Raw genomic sequence first — 20,193 nt, 5'->3', positions numbered from 1 at the left:
GGCGCCGGGTCTGTCGGGGTCTGCGGACGCGTCGGAGCGGCGCGACTGGTTCACGAGTGTTCCTTCTGGGTGTCGGTGGTGAGCGGTGCAGAGCGGGACGGATCAGGAGCGTCGAGCGCGTCGCGCTTGTCGTCGCGTCGCGTCTTCATGAGGCTCGCGACGGTGGCGACGGCGATCGTCGCGCCGATGAAGACGAGCGAGAACCAGATCGGGATCTCAGGCGCCCACAGCATCGGCTCGCCGCCGTTGATGAACGGGAGCTCGTTGACGTGCATCGCGTGCAGCACGAGCTTGACGCCGATGAACGCGAGGATGACCGCGAGGCCCTGCGCGAGGTACACGAGGCGCTGCAGCAGGCCGCCGATGAGGAAGTACAGCTGGCGCAGGCCCATGAGGGCGAAGGCGTTGGCCGTGAAGACGATGTAGGCCTCTTCGGTCAGGCCGTAGATGGCGGGGATCGAGTCGACCGCGAAGATCAGGTCGACGAAGCCGATCGCGATGATCACGAGGAACATCGGCGTGAAGAATCGCTTGCCGTCGCGCTGCACGGTCAGGCGGTCGCCGTTGTACTCGTCGCTCACCGGCAGGATACGGCGCACGAAGCGCATGAACCGGCCGTTGGCCGGGTTGTGGTCGCCCTGTGCGAACGCCTGGCGGTAGGCCAGGAACAGCAGCAGCGCACCGAAGAGGTAGAAGATCCAGGAGAAGTTCTCGATCAGCGTGGCGCCGAGCGCGATGAATCCACCGCGCATGATGAGCGCGATGACGATGCCGATCATCAGCACCTTCTGCTGATAGATGCGCGGCACGGCGAAGCCGGTCATCACGATGAGGAACACGAAGAGGTTGTCGATCGACAGCGCCTTCTCGGTCAGGTACCCGGCGAAGTACTCACCGCCGTACGTCCAGCCCGACACGGTGCCGATGCCGACGCCGAACAGCAGGGCCAGACCGATGTAGAACGCCGACCAGCGGGCGGACTCGCCGATGGTGGGCTCATGGGGCTTTCGCACGTGCGCGAAGAACTCGTACACGAAGAAGGCGATCGTGACGGCGATCGTGATGATCCACACGAGGGGGGTGATGTTCAAGGAGGTCTCCAGAAGACGAGGCGTGACGAGGTCGACGCCAAGGTCTTCTCCATCCTCGAGAACGAGGACCGGGGACCCGGGATGCAGGTACATCCGTAATGACGAGCCGCCCGTGGTGGAGTACTCCCCTTGGGTTCACTCGATGCTAGCGAATACATCGGCATTCCAGCTATGAGAAAGCTGAGTGGATGCTTCCGGTTCCGGTGGTTCGGGCGGCGATGTCAGGTCGTGGGCTCGTCAGGCGGTCGGGCCGAGGATGAAGTTCCACGCACCCGTGAGCACCGCCGCCGCGATCGCCACCGCCGGGATCACCGCCGCGACGATGACCAGCGCCGTGTCGCGTCGGTCCCACCTCGACTCCCGCGCCCACGAACGCGGTGCCGCACCGCCGAAGCCGCGAGCCTCCATGGCCGTCGCCAGCGACGATCCACGACGGATCGCCAGCACGAACAGCGCGAACGCCATGCCGAGCGCACGACGGACCCGCCCCTCGTCGGCCACCCCGCGCGCACGCCGCGCGAGAGAGAGCGCCCGCCAGTCGTCGACGAGCAGGCCCAGCATCCGCATCCCCGCGAGCGCGCCGACGACGAATCGCGCAGGCAGCCTCACCCGCTGCGCCAGGTCGTCGGCGAGGTCGGTGGGGTCGACCGTGATGAAGAGCACCACCGCGGGGAGTCCGATCGCGAGCACGCGCACGGCGGTCGCCGCAGCGAGCGCGAGCGACCCGTCGCTGATGCGCACGACGAGCCACTCGACATGCACGGTGCCGCTGGTCGCGCCGTAGAGAGCGATCGTGACCGCACTGAGCGGCGCCGCGATCCACAGCACCGCGGTGCGGGTCCAGAACTCCTTCGCGCGCAGGCCTGCGAGCACGAGCAGAGGGATCTCGAGCAGCAGGGCGACGGATGCCGACACCACGTCGATCGTCAGCACGAGGGGCAGGGCGATGAGAAGCGCCGCGATGAGTTTCGCGAGGGCCGAGCGCGGGGCGATCGGACCGGATCGTTCGACGCGGGCGGTCAGCGGATCGATCATCGTCCCACCTCGATGCGCCGAGCGTGCAGAGCCTCGAGCACGGCCTCGTCATGACTGATCGCCACGATCGCCGTGCCCTCGTCGCGCAGACGTGCGATCAGGCCGACGAGTTCGGCCCAGGTCGTCGCATCCTGCCCGAAGGTGGGCTCGTCGAGCACCAGCATCCGGGGCCGCGTGGCGAGGGCGGCGGCGACCGTGAGCCGCCGCTTCTCTCCGCCCGACAGGGTGTAGGGATTGGCTGCGGCGAGCGAGGTGAGCCGCAGTCTTTCGAGCAGGTCGTCGACTCGGGAGGCGATCTCGGCGTCCGGCAGCTTCAGCGCCCGCGGCCCGACCGACAGCTCGTCGCGCACGGTCTTGGCGAGCAGCTGGTGCTCGGGCGTCTGCATGACCGACGCGATGCGCGTGAGCAGGGCGCGCGACGACCAGTGGATGGGATCCGGCTTCTCTCCGGCGGCGAGGGGCGGCAGAGCGGCGACCCGACCTTCTTCGGCCGGGATCAATCCCGCGAGCGTGAGCCCGAGCGTCGATTTGCCTGCGCCGTTCGCGCCGGTGACCCCGAGCACCTCTCCGGCGCGCACATCGACGTCGAACGGACCGGCGACGGCGAGCCCGCGCCTGCGAGACACAGTGAGACCACGGGCCTCCAGCAGCGTCGCTCCCGGCCGCTGCGCCGGTGCGGGCGGGACGGCGGGCGGGTGCCCGGGAACCCAGACACCGGATGCCGCGAGCTCCGCGCCCCGAGCGCCGAGGACCGCGTCCGGGCTGCCGTCGGCGAGCACGACCGTTCCATCCGGCTCGGCGCCGAGCACGATCACCCGGGTCACGAGCGGCAGCCAGATGTCGATGCGATGCTCGATGACCACGAGGGTCGCACTCGTCGCATCGAGGGCGGCGGCCACGGCATCCCGTACGTCCCGCACCCCCTCGGGGTCGAGGTTCGCCGTCGGTTCGTCGAGCAGGATGGCACCCGGTCGCATCGCGAGCACGCCGGCGAGGGCGAGGCGCTGCTTCTGGCCGCCCGACAGCGCGGCCGTGGATCGATCGAGGGCGACGTCGAGCTCTACGGCGTCCAGCGCCGCGCGCACCCGCTGCCAGATCTCGTCTCGGGGTACGCCGAGGTTCTCGCAGCCGAAGGCGACGTCGTCGCCGACCCTCGCGAGGATCGTCTGCGTATCGGGATCCTGCAGGACCATCCCGACCCGTCCCCGGGCATCGGTGGGCGGCACGCCGTCGACGAGCAGCGCACCGTGCGTCTCGCCCTCATCCGCACCGCCGAGCACCCCACCGAACCCCTGGAGCAGCGTCGACTTGCCCGAGCCGGAGGCGCCGAGCAGCAGCACCCGCTCCCCCGGCTCGATGCGCAGGTCGACGTCGCGCACCGCCCAGCGCCGTCGCGTCGCGTACCGCCACCCCCAGCCACGGGCTTCGAGGGTGGCGGGCGTCGTGAGCGAGCTCACACCCGTGCGGTGACCTCGCGGCCGGCGGCGAACCGGCTGAGGGCGCCCGTGGCGGCGAGGCCTCGTGCGATCAACCACGCCCCGAGTCCGGCGATGACCGCGCCCGAAATGGTCGTCGAGACGATGTAGACGCTCGTGAAGAGCGTGTCGGCGCCGGCGTACCAGAGGATGCGGTCGTTGATGCCGCAGGCGAGACCCGCACCGGCACCAGCCAGCATCGCGACAGGCAGCCGCCAGACGCCGTACAGGAAGATCAGGAACACCAGCTCTGCGCCGAGACCCTGCACAAGGCCCGAGACGATCGTGAGCGGGCCCCACGCGTTGCCGACGAGTGCTGAGATGATCGCGGCGACCAGCTCGGTGTACAGAGCGGCGCCGGGCTTGCGGATGATCAGACCGCCGAGCACGCCGGCGATCAGCCAGGGGCCGGCGAGCAGGCCCTGCACACCGGGGAGCAGCGGCGTCAGGATGCTGCTCGGCACCTCGTAGCCGACGTTCCAGAGCAGGAAGATCATCGCGCATGCGACGGCGATGACACTCGCCACGACGATGTCGACGACCCGCCAGCGCCAGAGCTGCGGGCGACCGAGGCCCGTCGATGACTGCGTGGCCGATGCCGATCCCGTGGTGGATCCGGACGTGGATGTACTCATCTGTGACTCCTCCCTGCGCTGGCATGACCCAGATCAGGTTCGACGGTCGAAGCGCGATTCGCTCCCTCTCAGCCCGGCTCGCCGGACTCCCGTGGTTGTACCCACGATCTTACCCAGAGGCGACACCCCGCGTCCTCTCCCGCTGCAGCGACACGGATCCCCGCACGAGTTCGGTACCGTGAGGAGGTGACCGCTCCCGATTCCGCCGAGGCCACCGCCTCCGCCGTTCCTGCGGATGACGACGTCTCTGCGATCTTCACTCCTGAGGCGACTCCCCCCGCGCAGTGGGCGGAGGAAGACAGCGGCGGCACTCCCCTGACGTGGGTCGACCCGGTCGACGTGGCCCAGCACCCGGCGACCGACGCGCTCGATGACGCGCCGGCCGTGGAGAGCGGCGGTGCGCTGCTGACCGGAGCGCACCTGCGCCCGGCGATCGCCCGGCCCGGCGTGCTGGTGCCGCTCGGCGTCCTCGTCGGCTTGCTCGGCACCTACGCCGGATCGGCCATGCTGTGGCCGTTGCACGAGGTCGCGCCGACGGTTCAGGCCGTCGAGCTCGCCCCCGTCGCAGCGCCCGCTGCCGCGATCACCTTCCCTGCCCAGGGAAGCGCTGCCGTGGGGATCGGCGGCATCGGCACGACGTCGTCGTCGCTCGACGCTGCCGCGATCGCAAGCGTCACCAAGGTCGTCTCGAGCTTGATGGTGCTCGAGCGGATGCCCCTCGCCGTGGGCGAGCAGGGCCCCGAGTTCTCGTTCACGCGAGCCGACAACCTGGCCTACTGGGACTACCGCCGCTCCGACCAGTCCGCGCTCGACGTGCCCGTGGGCGGCACTCTCACCGAGTTCCAGCTCCTCCAGGGAACGCTGCTCGGATCGGCCAACAACTACATCGACCGGCTCTCCGCGGAGATCTGGGGTTCCCCGTCGTCGTTCACCGCCGCAGCAGCTGTGTGGCTGCGCGACCGTGGTCTCGACGACATCACGATCATCACTCCGTCGGGCTTCGACGACCGCAACCGGGCCACACCCGAGTCGCTCGTCGCGTTGGCCGAGATCGCGATGCAGAACCCCGTCTTCGCCGGCATCGTCGGAACTCCGTCGGTCGATCTTCCGGGTGCGGGCACGGTGGTGAACACGAACGGGATGCTGGCGGACCCCGGCGTCGTCGGCGTCAAGACCGGCACGCTCGGCGACAGCTGGAACCTGTTGACCGCGAAGGTCGTCACTGTCGACGACACGACTGTGCATCTGTACGCGTCGGTTCTCGGTCAGGCCGACGACGCGCAGCGCCTCACGGAGACCCGTTCGCTGTTCACGCAGGTCGAGACGGCGCTGGAGCAGCAGACTCCCGCCGTCGCCGAGGGCACGGTCGTCGGCACCGTCACCACGGCGTGGGGCGCGAGCACCGATGTCGTCACGGATGCGGATGCCGATGTGGTCCTGTGGAACGGCGCCGTCGCCGAGGCCTCGACGGACTTCTCACTCGGCGACAACCGCGAAGCGGGCGACGAGGTCGGCACGATGACGAGCGTCGGGCCGTTGAACACGGTGACGACGTCGCTGTCGCTCGCCGACGATGTCGATGCCCCGAGCCCGTGGTGGCGGCTGACCCACCCCCTCGAACTCCTCGGCATCACGGCCGACCAGCGCTGACGCGTCGTCCCTCCAGCGAAAGCTCGACGGACGCAGAACGCCTCGCCGCCCGGGATTCGGGAGGCGAGGCGTTCTGTCACTTCAGGGGCTCTGGCGCTTCAGGCGCTCTGGCGCTTCAGGCGCGTGAGGAGCCTCCGGCATCCGGCCGTTCGACCACTGCCTGCGCGGCCGCTGCCTCGGCAGCGGGAGTCTGCGCCCCCACCGAGACGCCGACCTGTGCCGACGCAGCCGCGTCTTCGGCGTCGCCGCTCATGACGACCGGAGTCGAGCCGGTGAGCGCGTCCTCTGCGTCGATGTCGGTCGCCGCCTGTTCGAACTGCGACTGGTAGAGGCGCCAGTAGGCGCCCTGCGCGGCGATGAGCTCGTCGTGCGTGCCCTTCTCGACGATGTCTCCGTGCTCCATCACGAGGATGAGGTCGGCATCGCGGATGGTCGACAGGCGGTGCGCGATCACGAACGAGGTGCGTCCCTGTCGAAGCGCCGCCATCGCGTGCTGCAGCAGCAGCTCGGTGCGGGTGTCGACCGCCGACGTGGCCTCATCGAGGATCAGGATCGACGGCTGGGCCACGAACGCTCGCGCGATCGTGATCAGCTGACGCTCGCCCGCCGAGACGTTCGACGCGTCTTCGTCGAGCACGGTGTCGTAGCCCTCGGGGAGGGCATGCACGAAGCGATCCACATAGGTCGCCTTCGCCGCTTCGAGAACCTCGTCGTCGGTCGCGGTCGAGCGTCCGTACCGGATGTTCTCGCGGATGCTCCCGGCGAACAGCCACGGGTCCTGCAGGACCATGCCGGTGCGAGAGCGCAGCTGGTCACGCGTGACCTCGGAGATGTCCTGACCGTCGAGCAGGATGCGCCCGCCGTTCAGTTCGTAGAACCGCATGATGAGGTTGACGAGAGTGGTCTTGCCCGCTCCCGTCGGACCGACGATCGCGACCGTCTGACCGGGCTCGACCCGGAACGAGAGGTCGGTGATCAGCGGACGGTCGGGAGTGTACGAGAACGCGACGTTCTCGAACTCCACGACGCCCTTGCCGTCGGCGAGCTTCGGAGCATCCGCGTCGTCCGCTTCCTGCTCTTCGGTGTCGAGGAGCTCGAACACCCGCTCGGCCGATGCCGTGCCGGACTGCACGACGGCCGCCATCCCACCGAGCTCGGACAGCGGCTGCGTGAACTGCTGCGAGTACTGGATGAACGCCTGCACGTCTCCGAGACGCAGCTGCCCGTTGGCGACCATGAGACCGCCGAGCACCGCGATGCCCACGTAGGTGAGGCTGCCGACGAAGGTCATCGCCGGCATGATGATGCCGGAGAGGAACTGCGCCTTGAAGCTGGCCTGGAACAGCTCCTCGTTCTCGCCCTGGAACTTCTCCAGCGCGTCCTGCTCGCGACCGAAGACCTTGACCAGCGCGTGACCGGAGAAGGCCTCTTCGACGCGAGCGTTCAGACGGCCGACCTTGCGCCACTGCGTGCCGAAGGCCTTCTGCGAGCGAGGGCCGATGACGCCGAAGATCACACCCATGAGCGGGAGGGCCACGAGCGCGACGAGAGCGAGCTGCCAGGAGATCGAGAACATCAGGACCAGCACGCCCACGACCGTGAGTACGGCCGTGATCGCGCCGGACAGCGACTGCTGCATGGTCTGGGTGATGTTGTCGATGTCGTTGGTCACGCGCGAGATCAGATCACCGCGCTGCACCTTGTCGAAGTACGACAGGGGCAGACGGTTGATCTTCGCCTCGACCTGCTCGCGCAGACGCCACATGGTGCGGACCATGATGACGTTGATGACGTAACCCTGGATCCAGCTGAGGAAGGCGGCGGTGACATAGATCGCCAGCACGGCGATGATGATCCACCGCAGCGCGTCGAAGTCGACACCGTCACCGACACGGAAGGCGCCGAGGGCCTCGACCTGGTTGGCGAAGTCGTCCTGCCCTCCCTGGCGGAGTGCCGCGACGACATCGTCCTGCGGAGTGCCGGCGGGGAACCCGGGGAGGTCCCCGTTCGCCTGCGCGAGCTGCACGGAGATGAAGCCCTTGTAGATGAGGTTCGTGGCCTCACCGAGCACCTTCGGCGCCGCGACCGTGAGCACGACGCCGACGGCGCCGGCGATCGACACCAGGATGAACCAGACGGCCGACGGCTTGAGCAGCCCGATCATCCGGCTGAAGCTCTTGCCGAAGTTGTCGGCCTTTCCGGGAGCGACGCTGTCCCAGCCGCCGCCGTCCTGGCGCGCCTTCTCGGCGAGCTCGGCCTCGTACTTCTCTTCGTCTGTCAGCTCCGGCTCGACCGCAGTGGTCGTGTCCGCCGCCTTGGCCGCGCGACCGCGGCGGGTCCGGGGAGCGTCCTGCTCGCTCATGCGTCCACCCCCAGCTGCGACTCGACGATCTCTCGGTAGGTCGTGCTGGTCTCGAGAAGCTCCTCGTGCGTGCCGACGCCGACCATGGTGCCCCCTTCGAGGACGACGATGCGGTCCGCATCGGTGATGGATGAGACGCGCTGCGCGACCACGATCTTGGTCACGTGCGGCAGTTCACGCCACAGCGCCTGCCTCAGTCGGGCGTCGGTGGTGAGGTCGAGCGCGGAGAACGAGTCGTCGAAGACCAGGATCTGCGGCTGACGGACGATCGCGCGGGCGATCGCCAGGCGCTGACGCTGACCGCCCGAGACGTTGGTGCCGCCCTGGGTGATCCTCGAGTCGAGCCCCTGGGGCATCTCCTCGACGAAGTCGCGTCCCTGAGCGATCTCCAGCGCATGCCAGAGCTCTTCGTCGGTCGCGTCCTCGCGGCCGTACCGGAGGTTCGAGGCCACGGTTCCGGTGAAGAGGAACGGACGCTGCGGAACGAGGCCGATGGTCGCCCACAGCGACTCGACGTCGGCATCGCGCACATCGGCGCCGCCGACGAAGACGGCTCCGCCGGAGACGTCGAAGAGTCGTGGGATCAACGACACGAGGGTCGTCTTGCCGGCACCGGTCGATCCGACGATCGCCACCGTCTCGCCGGGCTCGGCCGCGAAGCTGATGCCCTTGAGAACGGGAGAGTCGGCGCCCGGGTAGGTGAACTCGACGCCGTCGAAGGCGACCGAACCGGGTGTCGGGAAGTCGGTCACGCCGTCGGCCGGCCGCACCATGCTCGACTGCGTCTCGAGCACCTCGCCGATGCGCTCGGCCGACACTGCCGCGCGCGGGATCATGATCGCCATGAAGCTGGCCATGATGACGCCGCCCATGATCTGGCCGATGTACTGCATGAAGGCGAAGATCGTGCCGACCTGCACCGTGCCGCTGTTGACCTCGATGCCGCCGAACCACACGACCGCCACGATCGTGACGTTGAGGATGAGCATGAACAGCGGGAACAGCAGGACGAACAGCGAGCCGACCTTGCGGCCGACCACCATGATGTCGGTGTTGGCACCGCGGAAGCGCTCTTCTTCGATGCCCTCTCGGACGAAGGCACGGACCACGCGCACGCCGGTGAGCTGCTCGCGCAGCACGCGGTTCACGGTGTCGAGCTTGCCCTGATAGCTGCGGAACAGCGGAACCATGCGGCTGACGACGAGACCGGCGACGATCAGCAGCAGCGGGACGGACACGGCGATGAGCCAGCTCAGGCCGATGTTCGTCTGCACGGCGAAGATGATGCCGCCGATCGCGAGCAGCGGCGCGGTGACGAGCATCGTCGCGCCCATCATCGCGAGCATCTGCACCTGCTGCACGTCGTTCGTGTTGCGCGTGATGAGCGAGCCGGCGCCGAACTGCGACACCTCTCGCTCGGAGAATCCGCTGACCTTGGCGAAGACGTCGGCACGGATGTCGCGCCCCGCACCCATCGACGCGCGAGCCGCGAAGTAGGTCGCGATGACCGACGCGATGATCTGGCCGAGCGAGACGGCGAGCATGAAGAGCCCGGTGCGCCAGATGTAGGCGGTGTCGGACTGGGCCACGCCCTTATTGATGATGTCTTCGTTCAGGCGCGGGAGGTAGAGGGTGGCCAGAGCGCTGGCGAATTGGAACACCAGCACGGCGACGAGCAGCCACTTATAGCGGGCGAGATAACGGAGGAGGATTTTTCCCAGCACAGGCGGACTTTCTAGGAAGGATGAATCGGCGGATCTCCCGACGGGCGGACGCAGGCCGACGATCGCGCACATGCAAGGGTGGCACGAACTCCGGACATTCGTATCCCCCTGTGGGCGGACCTTCGCTCACAGCGAACCATTTCGGGCGCGGCCAGCGGTTTATGCACCGCGGCGAACAACCGCGGATATATCGAAATGCTCTAGAAGAGGGGGTCTTCGGGCGTGAAGTGTCGAGCGTCGGCGCCGGGGTCTGCAGGCAGTTCGGAGATCGTCGCCGGGTTCCACTTCGGATTGCGGTCCTTGTCGATCAGCTGCGCCCGGATCCCCTCCACGAGGTCGGGATGCCGCAGGACGAACCACATGACGCGGCGGTACTCACCCTCCAGGGCGGCACGCAGGTTCGGCAGCGCACGTGCTTCCCGCACGGCGTCGAGCGTGACGGCCAGCCCGGTGGGCGCCAGGCTCTCGAGCAGATCCGCGGTCGCCGCGGCATCCGGGGCCTCGTCCGCGCGCAGCCGCGACACGATCTCCGCGACCGTGTCGGCGGAGAACGCGTGGTCGATCCATCCCCGAGAGGCCGGAAGCGTCGAGGGATCGGGAGTCTCGTCGAACAGCAGCACGATCTCGGCCGGACCTGTCGGATCGGCACGATACGCGAGCGCCTCGCGCAGCGCGTCGAGGCGATCGGAGGGCACGAAATGGTCGGCGAAGCCGAGCAGCACGGCATCCGCTCCGTTCATCGACGCCCCCGTGAGCCCGAAGTACTCGCCGAACCGCCCAGGAGCGCGTGACAGCAGCCACGTGCCGCCCACGTCGGGAGTGAAGCCGATCCGCGTCTCCGGCATCGCGAGCTTCGACCGCTCGGTCACGATGCGGATGGCCGCGTGGCCCGACAGTCCGACGCCTCCGCCCATCGTGATGCCGTCGGCGACGGTGACCACGGGCTTCGAGTACTCGGCGATCATCGCGTTCAGCGCGTACTCCGCGCGGAAGAACTCCGCCGTCTCATCGGATCGGCCCTCCACGATCTGCGCGTGCAGTCCCCGCACATCGCCGCCGGCGCACATGCCTCGGTCGCCTTCGCCGTCGATCAGCACGATCTGCACATCGGTGTCGTACCGCCACCGCTCCAGCGTGCGCGTGATCTCCTGCACCATGCCGAAGTCGAGCGCGTTGATCGCTTCCGGTCGGTTCAGGGTCAGCCTGCCGAGGGCTCCCTCGGTACGGACGAGGACCCGGGAAGCGGCGCTGGATTCGGTCACGATTGCCAGGCTACCCGGTGGATTGAGCCTTGCATCCGGCCGTGTCTGTACGGTAAATGCACGATCCGGCGGCTTTTCCGGCAGGATAGACAGAACTGCCCACTGCAACGAGAGGTCGCAGATGCCCGACGGACAGGTGCTCGAGTTCACGCACGTCACGAAGCGGTTCAACGACGTGACGGCGGTGTCCGACTTCTCCGCGCGGGTCGAGCCCGGCGTCGTGACCGCTTTCCTCGGCCCGAACGGTGCCGGAAAGACCACCACGCTGCGCATCCTCCTCGGTCAGGTGCGCGCCACGAGCGGCACCGCCACGATCGGCGGAGTCGCACATCCCGAACTGCGTCACCCGCTGCGCACCATCGGCTCCGTCCTCGAGGAGACCGCCTACCGCCCGCGGCGTTCGGCAGCCCGCCAGCTGACCATCGCGGCCAAGGCCAACGGCATCCCGCTCTCGCGTGTCGACGAGGTCCTCTCTCTGGTCGGGCTCGAGCACGAAGCGGAAGGACGCATCGGCAGCTTCTCGCTCGGGATGCGGCAGCGGCTGAGCGTCGCGCACGCGCTGCTGGGCGACCCTGGCGCGCTCGTCTTCGACGAGCCGGCGAACGGGCTCGACCCCGAGGGCATCCGGTGGATTCGCCTCCTCCTGCGCCGGCTCGCCGATGAGGGCCGCACGGTTCTCGTCTCCTCACACGTGCTGAGCGAGATCGAGCAGGTCGCAGACCACGTGCTCGTGCTCTCGAAGGGCCAGCTGGTCCTCTCGAGCGGCATCGAGAAGTTGGCCGACCCGTCCGCCGGATCCGTGGTCGTCGACGCCGAAGATCGCGCGGCCTTGAAGGCGGCGCTCTCGGCCGCCGGCCTCGAGGTCGAGGTGCTCCGCTCGGGTCTCACGGTCCGCGGCAGCAATGCCGGCGCCGTCGGCGCCATCGCCGCATCGGCCGGCATCGCTCTGGCGACCCTGGTGCAGCGCGGCCCGACGCTCGAAGACGTCTTCATCGAGCTCGTGCGCGGCGGGAGACTCGCCCCGCAGGCCATCACGGCTGCACCGGTCATCGAGTCTGAGACGCCGGTCGCGGATGCGACAGCGCCGCTCGCGGCGGTCCCTGCGACGCCCGACGCTCAGGACGTGTCCGGTCCGAGTGCCCCCGATTCTGCTGCGTCCGACGCCGCTGCCTCCGATGCCGACGCGTCCGAAGCCGACTCGTCCGATTCCGACTCGTCCGATTCCGACGCCGAACGCGCGGAGGCCGATGCGGCCGACGTCGAGGCTGACGCCGCCGCGGATGCAGCGGATGCGGCTCGCGACATCGAGTACGCCGCGGCGGAGCTCGGCTACGCAGCGGACGCCTCGGATGCGAACGACGCCGAGGATGCGGCTGATGTCGCCTCCGATGCCGCGCATGCGGGCGGTGACGAGGTCTCCGGCGACGACGACTCGACGGGGGAATCGACCCAGCACGAGACCCCGGCCGAGGATCACCCTCAGCCCTCCTTCGACGACATCCTCTTCGGCACGACCCCTGTCGATGCTCCCACCGATCCCGATGTCCCCTCGGCGGCCGAGAGCGGCGCGGAGGAGCACTCCGGCGTCGAGTTCTTCGGCGAGGCGCACGACTCCGAAGACGCGTCGGAGTCGTCTGATGACGTCGCCGCACCGTCTGACGACGACCCCCGATCCGCAGCCGTCACCTCGATGCTCGCTGCAGCAGCGCGCGCGTACTACGAGGACGAGCCGAAGGACTATCCGCTCGGAGACGCCGACGCATCAGCCGACGCGCAGGCGACGACGGATGCTGAAGGCGAGCACCACGAGGGCGAGCACCACGAGGGCGAGCACCACGAAGGTGAGCACCACGAAGGTGAGCGCCACGAAGGTGAGCACCACGAAGGTGAGCACGACCGCTCCTGAGGTCGCTCCCCCATTGCGAACGCCCTCCGCGCCATAAGGCTGCGGAGGGCGTTTCCCGTTCCGTGACGGTCAGGCGGGACGCGGGCGGATCACTGGGCGGCGGCTGCCCTTCGAGACCGGCGTGGGCGAGGTCGCCACGATCTCCTCGACGTCCGCCGGCTCATCCGACACATCGAGTCGGAGCGCTTGGGTCAGGGCGAGGCCGTGCCTCGTCGTGAGGATCAGACGCCGGTACTGCGCATCCCCGGAGAGATCGATGACCACGCTGGGACGACGTTTGCGGATGAGGACGAAGTCGACGCTGCCTGCGGCCTTCCACGTGCCTGCGGCGAGCACTCCGGGGATGTGCGTCCCCGGGTTCGGCACGCCACGCAACCAGGTCCACGCATCATCGATGAGCTGGACCTTGGTGATGGTGTCGCGCACGAGCCGCACGTTGTCCCGGTGGAAGCTCGCCGCACGCTCGATCGGCGAGAGCACGATCTCAAGTTGCGTCTGGTCCAGCAGCAACGTCACCATGCGTCCAGTCTGCCAGCGGCACCCTTCCAGATGTCTGTGTCTTGTTCACAGGAAGGCAACGATCCGTTGTCGGTTCCCACGATTCCACCCCTTTTCCATTCCGGTGTTCCGCTCGACTTTCGAACAAATCTACTAGATTCGGAACATGACATTCGCCACCGACCCCGGCCTCGAGCAGCGTGCAGAGCTTCTCGACTCCTGGGTCGAGAAGCGGCGGCAGATTATCCGGCTGAAGGACGAACAGCCGGTCGCATCGCTCAGGGCAGCATCGAGTATGCCTTCACGGGTGCGGCATTCCTCGAGCGGGGCCACCCGCGCGTCCTGGAGGCCTTCCGCGAGGGAGCCGTCACGGCGGCTCGGGGTGGGTCAGTTCCGCTCAGGCAGTCGCGGCGGCATCAGCTGCGGCGCGCGCAGCCACGGGCAGAACTGCCTCGATGCGCTGCAGCTCTTCCTCACCGTGAGCGGCGGTGAGGAACCACGCCTCGAACACGCTCGGAGGGAGCGCCACGCCCTGCTCGCGCATCGCATGGAAGAACGGGGCGTACCGGAACGACTGCTGCGCCTGAGCCTCGGTGTAATCGCGAGGTGCAGATCCGCGGAAGGAGGCGCTGAAGAGGTTGCCGGCATGGGCGACGGCGTGGGTCGCACCGGCCTCCGTGAGCGCCTCATCCAGGGCGCGGGAGACTCGCGCTGCGGCCGCGTCGACGGTCGCGTACACCTCCGGCGTGGCGAGGCGCAGCGTCGCGAGACCCGCAGCGACCGACAGCGGGTTACCCGACAGCGTGCCCGCCTGGTAGACGGGTCCCAGAGGAGCGAGAAGGTCCATGATCTCCGCACGGCCTCCGAGCGCAGCCAGCGGCATCCCTCCGCCGACGACCTTGCCGAAGGTGATGATGTCGGGCAGATAGTCCTCGCCGGCGGCCGCCTGGAGCCCCCAGAAGCCCGCCGGGTGCACGCGGAAGCCCGTCAGCACCTCGTCGAGGATCAGCAGGGCGCCATGCGCGTGAGCGGTCTCGGCGAGCAGGCGGTTGAACCCCTGCAGCGGCGGAACGACACCCATGTTCGCCGCTGCGGCCTCGACGATCACCGCTGCGATGCGCGGGCCGTGCTCGGCGAACACAGCTGCGAGAGCGTCGGGATCGTTGTAGTCGATCACCAGCGTCTGAGCCGCGATAGGCGCAGGCACACCTGCGGAACCCGGAAGCGCGAGCGTCGCGACACCGGAGCCCGCCGCAGCGAGCAGACCGTCGGAGTGCCCGTGATAGTGCCCGGCGAACTTCACCAGCAGGTCGCGTCCGGTGGCGCCGCGGGCGAGCCGGATCGCCGTCATCGTCGCTTCGGTTCCGGTCGACACGAGCCGCACCCGCTCCACCGGCCGAACCTCCCCGAACCGCACGCGGTCGGCGATCAACTGAGCGAGCTCGACTTCGCCCTCCGTGGGAGCGCCGAACGAAAGGCCTCGGGTGGCCGCTTCCTGCACGGCGGCGACGACCTCCGGGTGCGCGTGGCCGAGCAACGCCGGCCCCCAGGATGCCACGAGGTCGACGTAGCGGTTGCCTGCGGCATCCGTCACCGTCGCGCCGCTCGCCGAGGCGAGGAAGCGCGGCGTGCCGCCGACCGAGCCGTACGCGCGCACCGGCGAGTTCACCCCTCCGGGGATCACCGTGCGGGCAGCGGAGAACAGGTCGTCATTGCGGTCGGTCACAGCACACTCCTCAACGATGCGCGGACCTCTCCCGGCATCCCATCCAGGCTAATGCGCCGACCTGAGGGCGGGACTCAGATCGACGGGGCTCTCAGCGAAGGCGTGCGCGACTCAGCCGCGCAGCCAGCGGGCGGCCTCGGTCGCCCAGTAGGTCAGGACGACGTCAGCACCCGCACGGCGGATCGAGAGCAGCGACTCGAGGACCGATGCACGACGATCGATCCAGCCGTTCGCAGCGGCCGCCTCGATCATCGCGTACTCGCCGGAGACCTGATATGCCCACACAGGAATGTGGACGGTGTCGCGCACCTCCCGCAGCACATCGAGGAACGCCATCGCCGGCTTCACCATGACGATGTCGGCGCCTTCCTCCTCGTCGACGACGGCCTCGCGCACACCCTCGCGACGATTGCCCGGGTCGAGCTGATAGGTACGACGGTCGCCCGTGAGCTGCGAGTCGACGGCTTCACGGAACGGGCCGTAGAACGCGCTCGCGTACTTGGCGGCATACGCGAGCAGCAGCACGTCGGTGTAGCCGTCCGAGTCGAGCGCCTCGCGGATGACCGCGACCTGGCCGTCCATCATCCCCGACAGACCGAGCAGCTGCGAGCCGGCGCGCGCCTGCGAGAGCGCCATGGAGGCGTACCGCTCGAGGGTCGCATCGTTGTCGACCGACCCGTCAGCTGCGAGAACGCCGCAGTGACCGTGATCGGTGAACTCGTCGAGGCAGAGATCCGTCTGCACCACGAGTGCATCGCCCACCTCGGCGGCCAGCGCCTCGGTCGCGACATTGAGGATCCCCTGGGGGTCGTCGGCGCCCGAGCCCTGAGCGTCGCGCACGGCGGGCACGCCGAACAGCATCACACCGCCGACACCCGCCTCGGCAGCCTCGGTCGCGGCGGCCCGCAGAGAGTCGAGCGAATGCTGCGCGACCCCCGGCATCGATCCGATGGGCGCGGCCTCGGTGAGTCCCTCGCGAACGAACAGTGGAAGCACCAGCTGACGGGGCTCGATCGAGGTCTCGCGCACCAGTCCACGGACTGCAGCAGACTGGCGGAGGCGGCGCAGTCGTACGTCGGGAAAGCTCACGGTGCCAACTCGTCCGCCGCATGCGGGAGGGTGTAGCTCGACACCGCGTCGATCAGCGCGTCCACAGTCTGACGGTCGGCGACGACGGTGATCGGCAGACCTGCCCGATCGGCATCCTTCGCGGTGCGCGGACCGATGGCCGCCAGCAGCGTGTCGTCCGGGATCAGCGGGAACTGCTCGCGCACCTGCTCGGCGACCGAACCGCTCGTGATCAGGATCGCGTTGATCCGTCCGTTCTCGACATCACGCTTGATGCGCTCCGTGACCGGGACGCCGACCGTGCGATATGCCACAACGCTGTCGACATCGTGACCGGCCTCCTGCAGGAGGACGCTGAGCACGGGCTTCGCGATCTCGCTGCGCAGCGCCAGGATGCGACGAGGCTCGGTCTCGAGGGCGATGAGCTGCTCGGCCATGCCCGCTGCCGAATTGTCTTCGTCCGGCACCATCGCGACTTCGTAGCCGACCGCCTGCAGGGCGGCGGCGGTCGTCTCGCCGACGGCCGCGATCTTCGTGCGGCGCGGGACGATCGCGCGGTGCGCGAACATCACGTCGACGGTCGTCGCACTCGTCACCGTCAGCCAGTCGTACTCTCCATCCGCGAGCCGGGTGAGAGCGACGTCGAGGGCTGCCTGGTCGGTGGTGGCGGCGAAATTGATCAGCGGTGCCACGACGGGCACCGCGCCACGGGAGCGCAGACTGGCGGCGACACCGTCGCCCCACGGCCCTCCGCGGGGTACGAGGATGCGCCAGCCGTCCAGCGGTCGGTCCTGCTTCGAATTGGTCATGATGAGGAATGCTCTCGGGAGACGAGGTCGGCCGCCCCTTGCTCGAGCAGCCGATGGGCGACAGACAACCCGATCTCGCGTGCTGCGTGCATCGGGTCTGCACCACCGGCAGCATCCGCTCCATTGCCGCTGCCGTTCCGACGAATATACTCCCCGTTCACGGCTTCGGTGACGTCGAGGCCGATACGGCGCCCACCGTCGGTGGCGTAGACGACTGTCCTGATGCGGATCTCGTCGCCCTCGACGACCGCATGTGCGGCCATCGGCGCCTGGCATCCGGCATCCAGCCCCTCGAGAACGGCACGCTCGACGGTCACCGCCAGACGCGTGTCGAAGTCGTCGAGCTCGGCGAGCGCGGCGAGCAGCTCTGCGGGGGCATCCGTGCGCGTCTCCACGGCGAGCGATCCCTGCCCCGGCGCTGTCGGCCATTCGGAGAGGCCCAGCTCTTCGCGGCGCAGCGGGGAGTCCGTGCCGAGGCGCGACAGACCGGCCGCAGCCAGGATCACCGCATCCAACTCGCCGGACGCTACCCGCTGCAGACGAGAATCGACGTTGCCCCGGATGTCCACGACCTCCGCGTGCGGAGCCCTCCGGTGCACCTGCGCGATGCGCCGGGGGGATCCCGTGCCGACCTTGCTGCCGGAACGGAGCTGGTGCAGCGGTGTGCCGCCGCGAGTGATCGCGACGTCGCGCGCGTCCTCACGCACCGGGGTCGCTGCGATGACGAGACCGTCGGGGATCGCGGTGGGAAGGTCCTTGAGCGAATGCACGAGGAAGTCGCACTCGCCGGCGAGCAGTGCCTCTCGCAGACGCGTGGCGAAGATGCCCTGACCGCCGATCTCCGACAGCGACGCACGATTCGTGTCGCCCTCGCTGGTGATCGGTACGAGCTCGACGGGGCGCCCCGAGATCTTCTCGAGCGCGGCGGCGACGTGCCCCGACTGCGCCTGGGCGAGCGCGCTGCGGCGGGTGCCCAATCGGATCGGGGAGGGGGTCTGACTCTGAGTGTTCATCGTCGACCTACTGCAGCACGTCCGCGATCTCGTCGAACCGGAGGCGTCGACCCGTGTAGAACGGGACCTCCTCCTTCACGTACAGGCGCGCGTCGGTGTAGCGCAGGTCGCGCATGAGATCGACCAGCTCGGTGACCTCGTCGGCTTCGAGCGGCAGGATCCACTCGTAGTCGCCCAGGGCGAATGCCGCGACCGTGTTCGCGATGACCCCGGTGAACGCCGCTCCCTTGCGTCCGTGATCGGCGAGCATCTTCCGGCGCTCCTCTTCGGGCGCGAGATACCACTCCGGCGTGCGGACGAACGGGTACAGGCACAGCCAGTCCTTCGGCTCCACGCCGCGAAGGAATCCCGGGACGTGAGCCCGGTTGAACTCGGCATCGCGGTGCACGCCCATGACGTTCCAGACCGGCAGCAGGGTGCGCAGCAACTCGGTGCGGCGGAGGCGGCGAAGAGCCTTCTGCAGGTCCTCGGCAGTGTCGCCGTGCAGCCACACGAGCAGATCGGCGTCCGCCTTCAGGCCCGAGACGTCGTAGAAGCCGCGGACCGTGACGCCGGAGTCCTCGATGTACGAGAGGATCGTCTCGAGCTCCGTGGAGTCGGACTCGGTGACAGCCACATCGGGGTTTCGTCGCCAGACTGCCCAGAGGGTGAAGCCGGACGGGTTCTCTTCGCGCGCATCGGACATGGATCCAGTCTGCCCCCTTTGTGAAGCACTCGCGAACGCGAGTCAGGATGCGAGGATTTCGGCCTGCGGTCAGCGTGAGAGCGCGCGGGCGATCGCCCAGACGGCACCGCCGATGATCACCGCGACGCCCACGGCTCCCGCGATCGCGGCAGCCGGGTTGCGGTCGGCGAAGACCCTCGCCTTCGCCGCGGCGCGCTTGGAGGCCGTGTCGATGCGCCGGGGGAAGTTGCCCTTGACCTCGATCGCCGCGAGAGCGGCCTTCAGCTCCGCCCGAGCCGACTGGACCGGGTCGACGATGCCCGCCGGAACCGCCGTCTTGGGCAGAGGCCTCGTGATCTCAGAGTTCGTCATTGCCGGCTTCCTTCACGAGTCTGATGTCTTCGCCCACCGCTTGCGCGGGGTTCTTACGAGCGAGCACCTTGCGGAACTTCAGGATGCCGAGCAGCGCGAACAGCAGCACGGCGAGGATCAGGATGCCGAGCACCGCCAGGGCGGACAGCCAGACCGGCCACCACGACGACAGCCCGGCGATCGCGAACACCAGGATCACCGGCACGGCCCAGAACAGGAAGAAGAGAGCGACGAGGAACCAGACGGAGCCGATTCCTGCGTCCTTCGCCGTCTTCGAGATCCAGGTCTTGGCCGCGTTGATCTCGGCTTTGACGAGGCTGCTGATGAGCTCGGGAAGATCGCCGATCAGGGACAGCAGGCTGTCCTCGGCGCGATCGCGGTATCCGCGGGGCATGTCAGCTGCCAGACTTCGCGGCGGTGGAGCCGGGCGTTGCCGGCTTCTTGGCCGCGGGCTTCTTCGCGTCGTCCTTCTTCGCGGCGTCCTTGACCTCGTCGACGGCGTCCTCGGTGGCGTCGACGATGTCGTCAGCGGCCTTGCGCCCCGCAGCCACGGCGGAGTCGAGTCGCTGCCCAGCGGTCTTGTCGCCACCGCCGGCCGACTTGACGACCTTCTGCACGCCGGTCCAGATCGCACCGGGCACTGCCGCCGCCTTGTCGCCGACGTAGCCCTTGACCTTGTCGACCTGCTCCTGCACCGGGTCGAGGTTCCAGACCTTCAGCCACTGCGTCTTGATCTGCTCGTACCTCTCGCGGCCCGCGCGGGTTCCGAGCACGTATCCCACGCCGATTCCTACGACGAGTCCGATCTTCCCCTTCATGGGGTCTCCTCACGTTGTTCCGGTGTGAACGCCTGGGGCGAACCGACGACTCGGAGCCGCCTGCAGGTGTCCAGCGTAGCCCCGT

General features: G+C 68.6%; 18 protein-coding genes, 1 pseudogene and 1 riboswitch. Of the genes and pseudogenes, 2 read left to right on the top strand and 17 right to left on the bottom strand.

Features of this window, described 5'->3' with window-relative positions:
• Positions 1 to 50: 50 nt before the first annotated feature.
• From LQZ85_RS14250 to LQZ85_RS14235, 4 genes are all read right to left on the bottom strand, one after another.
• Positions 51 to 1,091 carry a TerC family protein gene (locus LQZ85_RS14250; RefSeq protein WP_056280674.1) on the bottom strand — a complete coding sequence of 347 codons (1,041 nt, stop codon included), beginning with the start codon at positions 1,089 to 1,091 and terminating at the stop codon, positions 51 to 53.
• Positions 1,092 to 1,328: 237 nt separating this feature from the next.
• On the bottom strand, positions 1,329 to 2,126 hold the full coding sequence (locus tag LQZ85_RS14245; RefSeq protein ID WP_072592000.1) for an energy-coupling factor transporter transmembrane component T: 798 nt from the start codon (positions 2,124 to 2,126) through the stop codon (positions 1,329 to 1,331).
• On the bottom strand, positions 2,123 to 3,583 hold the full coding sequence (locus LQZ85_RS14240; protein WP_230101061.1) for an ATP-binding cassette domain-containing protein: 1,461 nt from the start codon (positions 3,581 to 3,583) through the stop codon (positions 2,123 to 2,125). Before LQZ85_RS14240 ends, LQZ85_RS14245 begins: the two co-directional genes overlap by 4 nt.
• Positions 3,580 to 4,236, bottom strand: coding sequence for an ECF transporter S component (locus tag LQZ85_RS14235; RefSeq protein WP_053097984.1), 657 nt, complete (start codon positions 4,234 to 4,236; stop codon positions 3,580 to 3,582). The genes LQZ85_RS14240 and LQZ85_RS14235 overlap by 4 nt, the downstream gene beginning before the upstream one ends.
• A riboswitch (TPP riboswitch) is annotated at positions 4,230 to 4,339 on the bottom strand. Its footprint overlaps the gene before it by 7 nt.
• Positions 4,340 to 4,422: 83 nt before the next feature.
• On the opposite strand from LQZ85_RS14235, the gene LQZ85_RS14230 reads away from it, so the two are divergent.
• Positions 4,423 to 5,886: a D-alanyl-D-alanine carboxypeptidase gene (locus tag LQZ85_RS14230; protein WP_230101060.1), complete on the top strand. Its 1,464-nt coding sequence runs from the start codon at positions 4,423 to 4,425 to the stop codon at positions 5,884 to 5,886.
• A 115-nt stretch (positions 5,887 to 6,001) separates the two neighbouring features.
• Here the strand turns inward: LQZ85_RS14230 and LQZ85_RS14225 are convergent, their stop codons facing one another.
• The 3 genes from LQZ85_RS14225 to LQZ85_RS14215 form a co-directional block, all read right to left on the bottom strand.
• A complete protein-coding gene (locus tag LQZ85_RS14225) occupies positions 6,002 to 8,248 on the bottom strand; it encodes an ABC transporter ATP-binding protein (RefSeq protein ID WP_230101059.1) in 2,247 nt (748 codons plus the stop codon).
• The gene (locus tag LQZ85_RS14220; RefSeq protein WP_056280467.1) at positions 8,245 to 9,972 is read right to left on the bottom strand and encodes an ABC transporter ATP-binding protein; all 1,728 of its coding nucleotides are present in this window, start codon (positions 9,970 to 9,972) and stop codon (positions 8,245 to 8,247) included. The genes LQZ85_RS14225 and LQZ85_RS14220 overlap by 4 nt, the downstream gene beginning before the upstream one ends.
• Before the next feature lie 200 nt (positions 9,973 to 10,172).
• Positions 10,173 to 11,234 carry an enoyl-CoA hydratase/isomerase family protein gene (locus tag LQZ85_RS14215; protein ID WP_056280465.1) on the bottom strand — a complete coding sequence of 354 codons (1,062 nt, stop codon included), beginning with the start codon at positions 11,232 to 11,234 and terminating at the stop codon, positions 10,173 to 10,175.
• Between the two features lie 121 nt (positions 11,235 to 11,355).
• On the opposite strand from LQZ85_RS14215, the gene LQZ85_RS14210 reads away from it, so the two are divergent.
• Complete coding sequence (locus tag LQZ85_RS14210; RefSeq protein WP_230101058.1) at positions 11,356 to 13,140, top strand: ATP-binding cassette domain-containing protein; 1,785 nt, start codon at positions 11,356 to 11,358, stop codon at positions 13,138 to 13,140.
• Here the strand turns inward: LQZ85_RS14210 and LQZ85_RS17965 are convergent.
• The 10 genes and pseudogenes from LQZ85_RS17965 to LQZ85_RS14165 form a co-directional block, all read right to left on the bottom strand.
• Positions 13,091 to 13,213: pseudogene (locus LQZ85_RS17965) on the bottom strand (hypothetical protein); the annotation flags it as partial. The gene LQZ85_RS14210 and the pseudogene LQZ85_RS17965 overlap by 50 nt on opposite strands.
• Positions 13,210 to 13,659: a hypothetical protein gene (locus tag LQZ85_RS14205; RefSeq protein WP_053097989.1), complete on the bottom strand. Its 450-nt coding sequence runs from the start codon at positions 13,657 to 13,659 to the stop codon at positions 13,210 to 13,212. The gene LQZ85_RS14205 and the pseudogene LQZ85_RS17965, both read right to left, overlap by 4 nt.
• A 376-nt stretch (positions 13,660 to 14,035) precedes the next feature.
• Positions 14,036 to 15,364: a glutamate-1-semialdehyde 2,1-aminomutase gene (locus tag LQZ85_RS14200; RefSeq protein WP_230101057.1), complete on the bottom strand. Its 1,329-nt coding sequence runs from the start codon at positions 15,362 to 15,364 to the stop codon at positions 14,036 to 14,038.
• 111 nt (positions 15,365 to 15,475) lie between these two features.
• Entirely contained in the window at positions 15,476 to 16,453 is a 978-nt protein-coding gene (hemB, locus tag LQZ85_RS14195) for a porphobilinogen synthase (protein ID WP_053097991.1), read from the bottom strand.
• Positions 16,450 to 17,241, bottom strand: coding sequence for a uroporphyrinogen-III synthase (locus tag LQZ85_RS14190; protein WP_053097992.1), 792 nt, complete (start codon positions 17,239 to 17,241; stop codon positions 16,450 to 16,452). Before LQZ85_RS14190 ends, hemB begins: the two co-directional genes overlap by 4 nt.
• The gene (hemC, locus tag LQZ85_RS14185; RefSeq protein ID WP_053097993.1) at positions 17,238 to 18,254 is read right to left on the bottom strand and encodes a hydroxymethylbilane synthase; all 1,017 of its coding nucleotides are present in this window, start codon (positions 18,252 to 18,254) and stop codon (positions 17,238 to 17,240) included. Before hemC ends, LQZ85_RS14190 begins: the two co-directional genes overlap by 4 nt.
• A 7-nt stretch (positions 18,255 to 18,261) precedes the next feature.
• Positions 18,262 to 18,939 (bottom strand): hydrogen peroxide-dependent heme synthase, encoded by a 678-nt coding sequence (gene hemQ, locus LQZ85_RS14180; protein ID WP_230101056.1) that lies wholly within the window; start codon positions 18,937 to 18,939, stop codon positions 18,262 to 18,264.
• A 69-nt stretch (positions 18,940 to 19,008) separates the two neighbouring features.
• Positions 19,009 to 19,290, bottom strand: coding sequence for a hypothetical protein (locus LQZ85_RS14175; protein WP_056280457.1), 282 nt, complete (start codon positions 19,288 to 19,290; stop codon positions 19,009 to 19,011).
• Positions 19,277 to 19,684, bottom strand: a complete 408-nt coding sequence (locus LQZ85_RS14170) for a phage holin family protein (protein ID WP_053097996.1) — start codon at positions 19,682 to 19,684, stop codon at positions 19,277 to 19,279. The genes LQZ85_RS14175 and LQZ85_RS14170 overlap by 14 nt, the downstream gene beginning before the upstream one ends.
• A 1-nt stretch (position 19,685) precedes the next feature.
• Positions 19,686 to 20,108, bottom strand: coding sequence for a hypothetical protein (locus tag LQZ85_RS14165; RefSeq protein ID WP_056280453.1), 423 nt, complete (start codon positions 20,106 to 20,108; stop codon positions 19,686 to 19,688).
• Positions 20,109 to 20,193 lie beyond the last annotated feature (85 nt).

Source organism: Microbacterium sp. Bi98 (assembly GCF_918698045.1).
Taxonomy (GTDB): domain Bacteria; phylum Actinomycetota; class Actinomycetes; order Actinomycetales; family Microbacteriaceae; genus Microbacterium.
The sequence above is the reverse complement of the archived record's forward strand: the minus strand, read 5'-3'. Positions and strand labels throughout refer to the sequence as shown.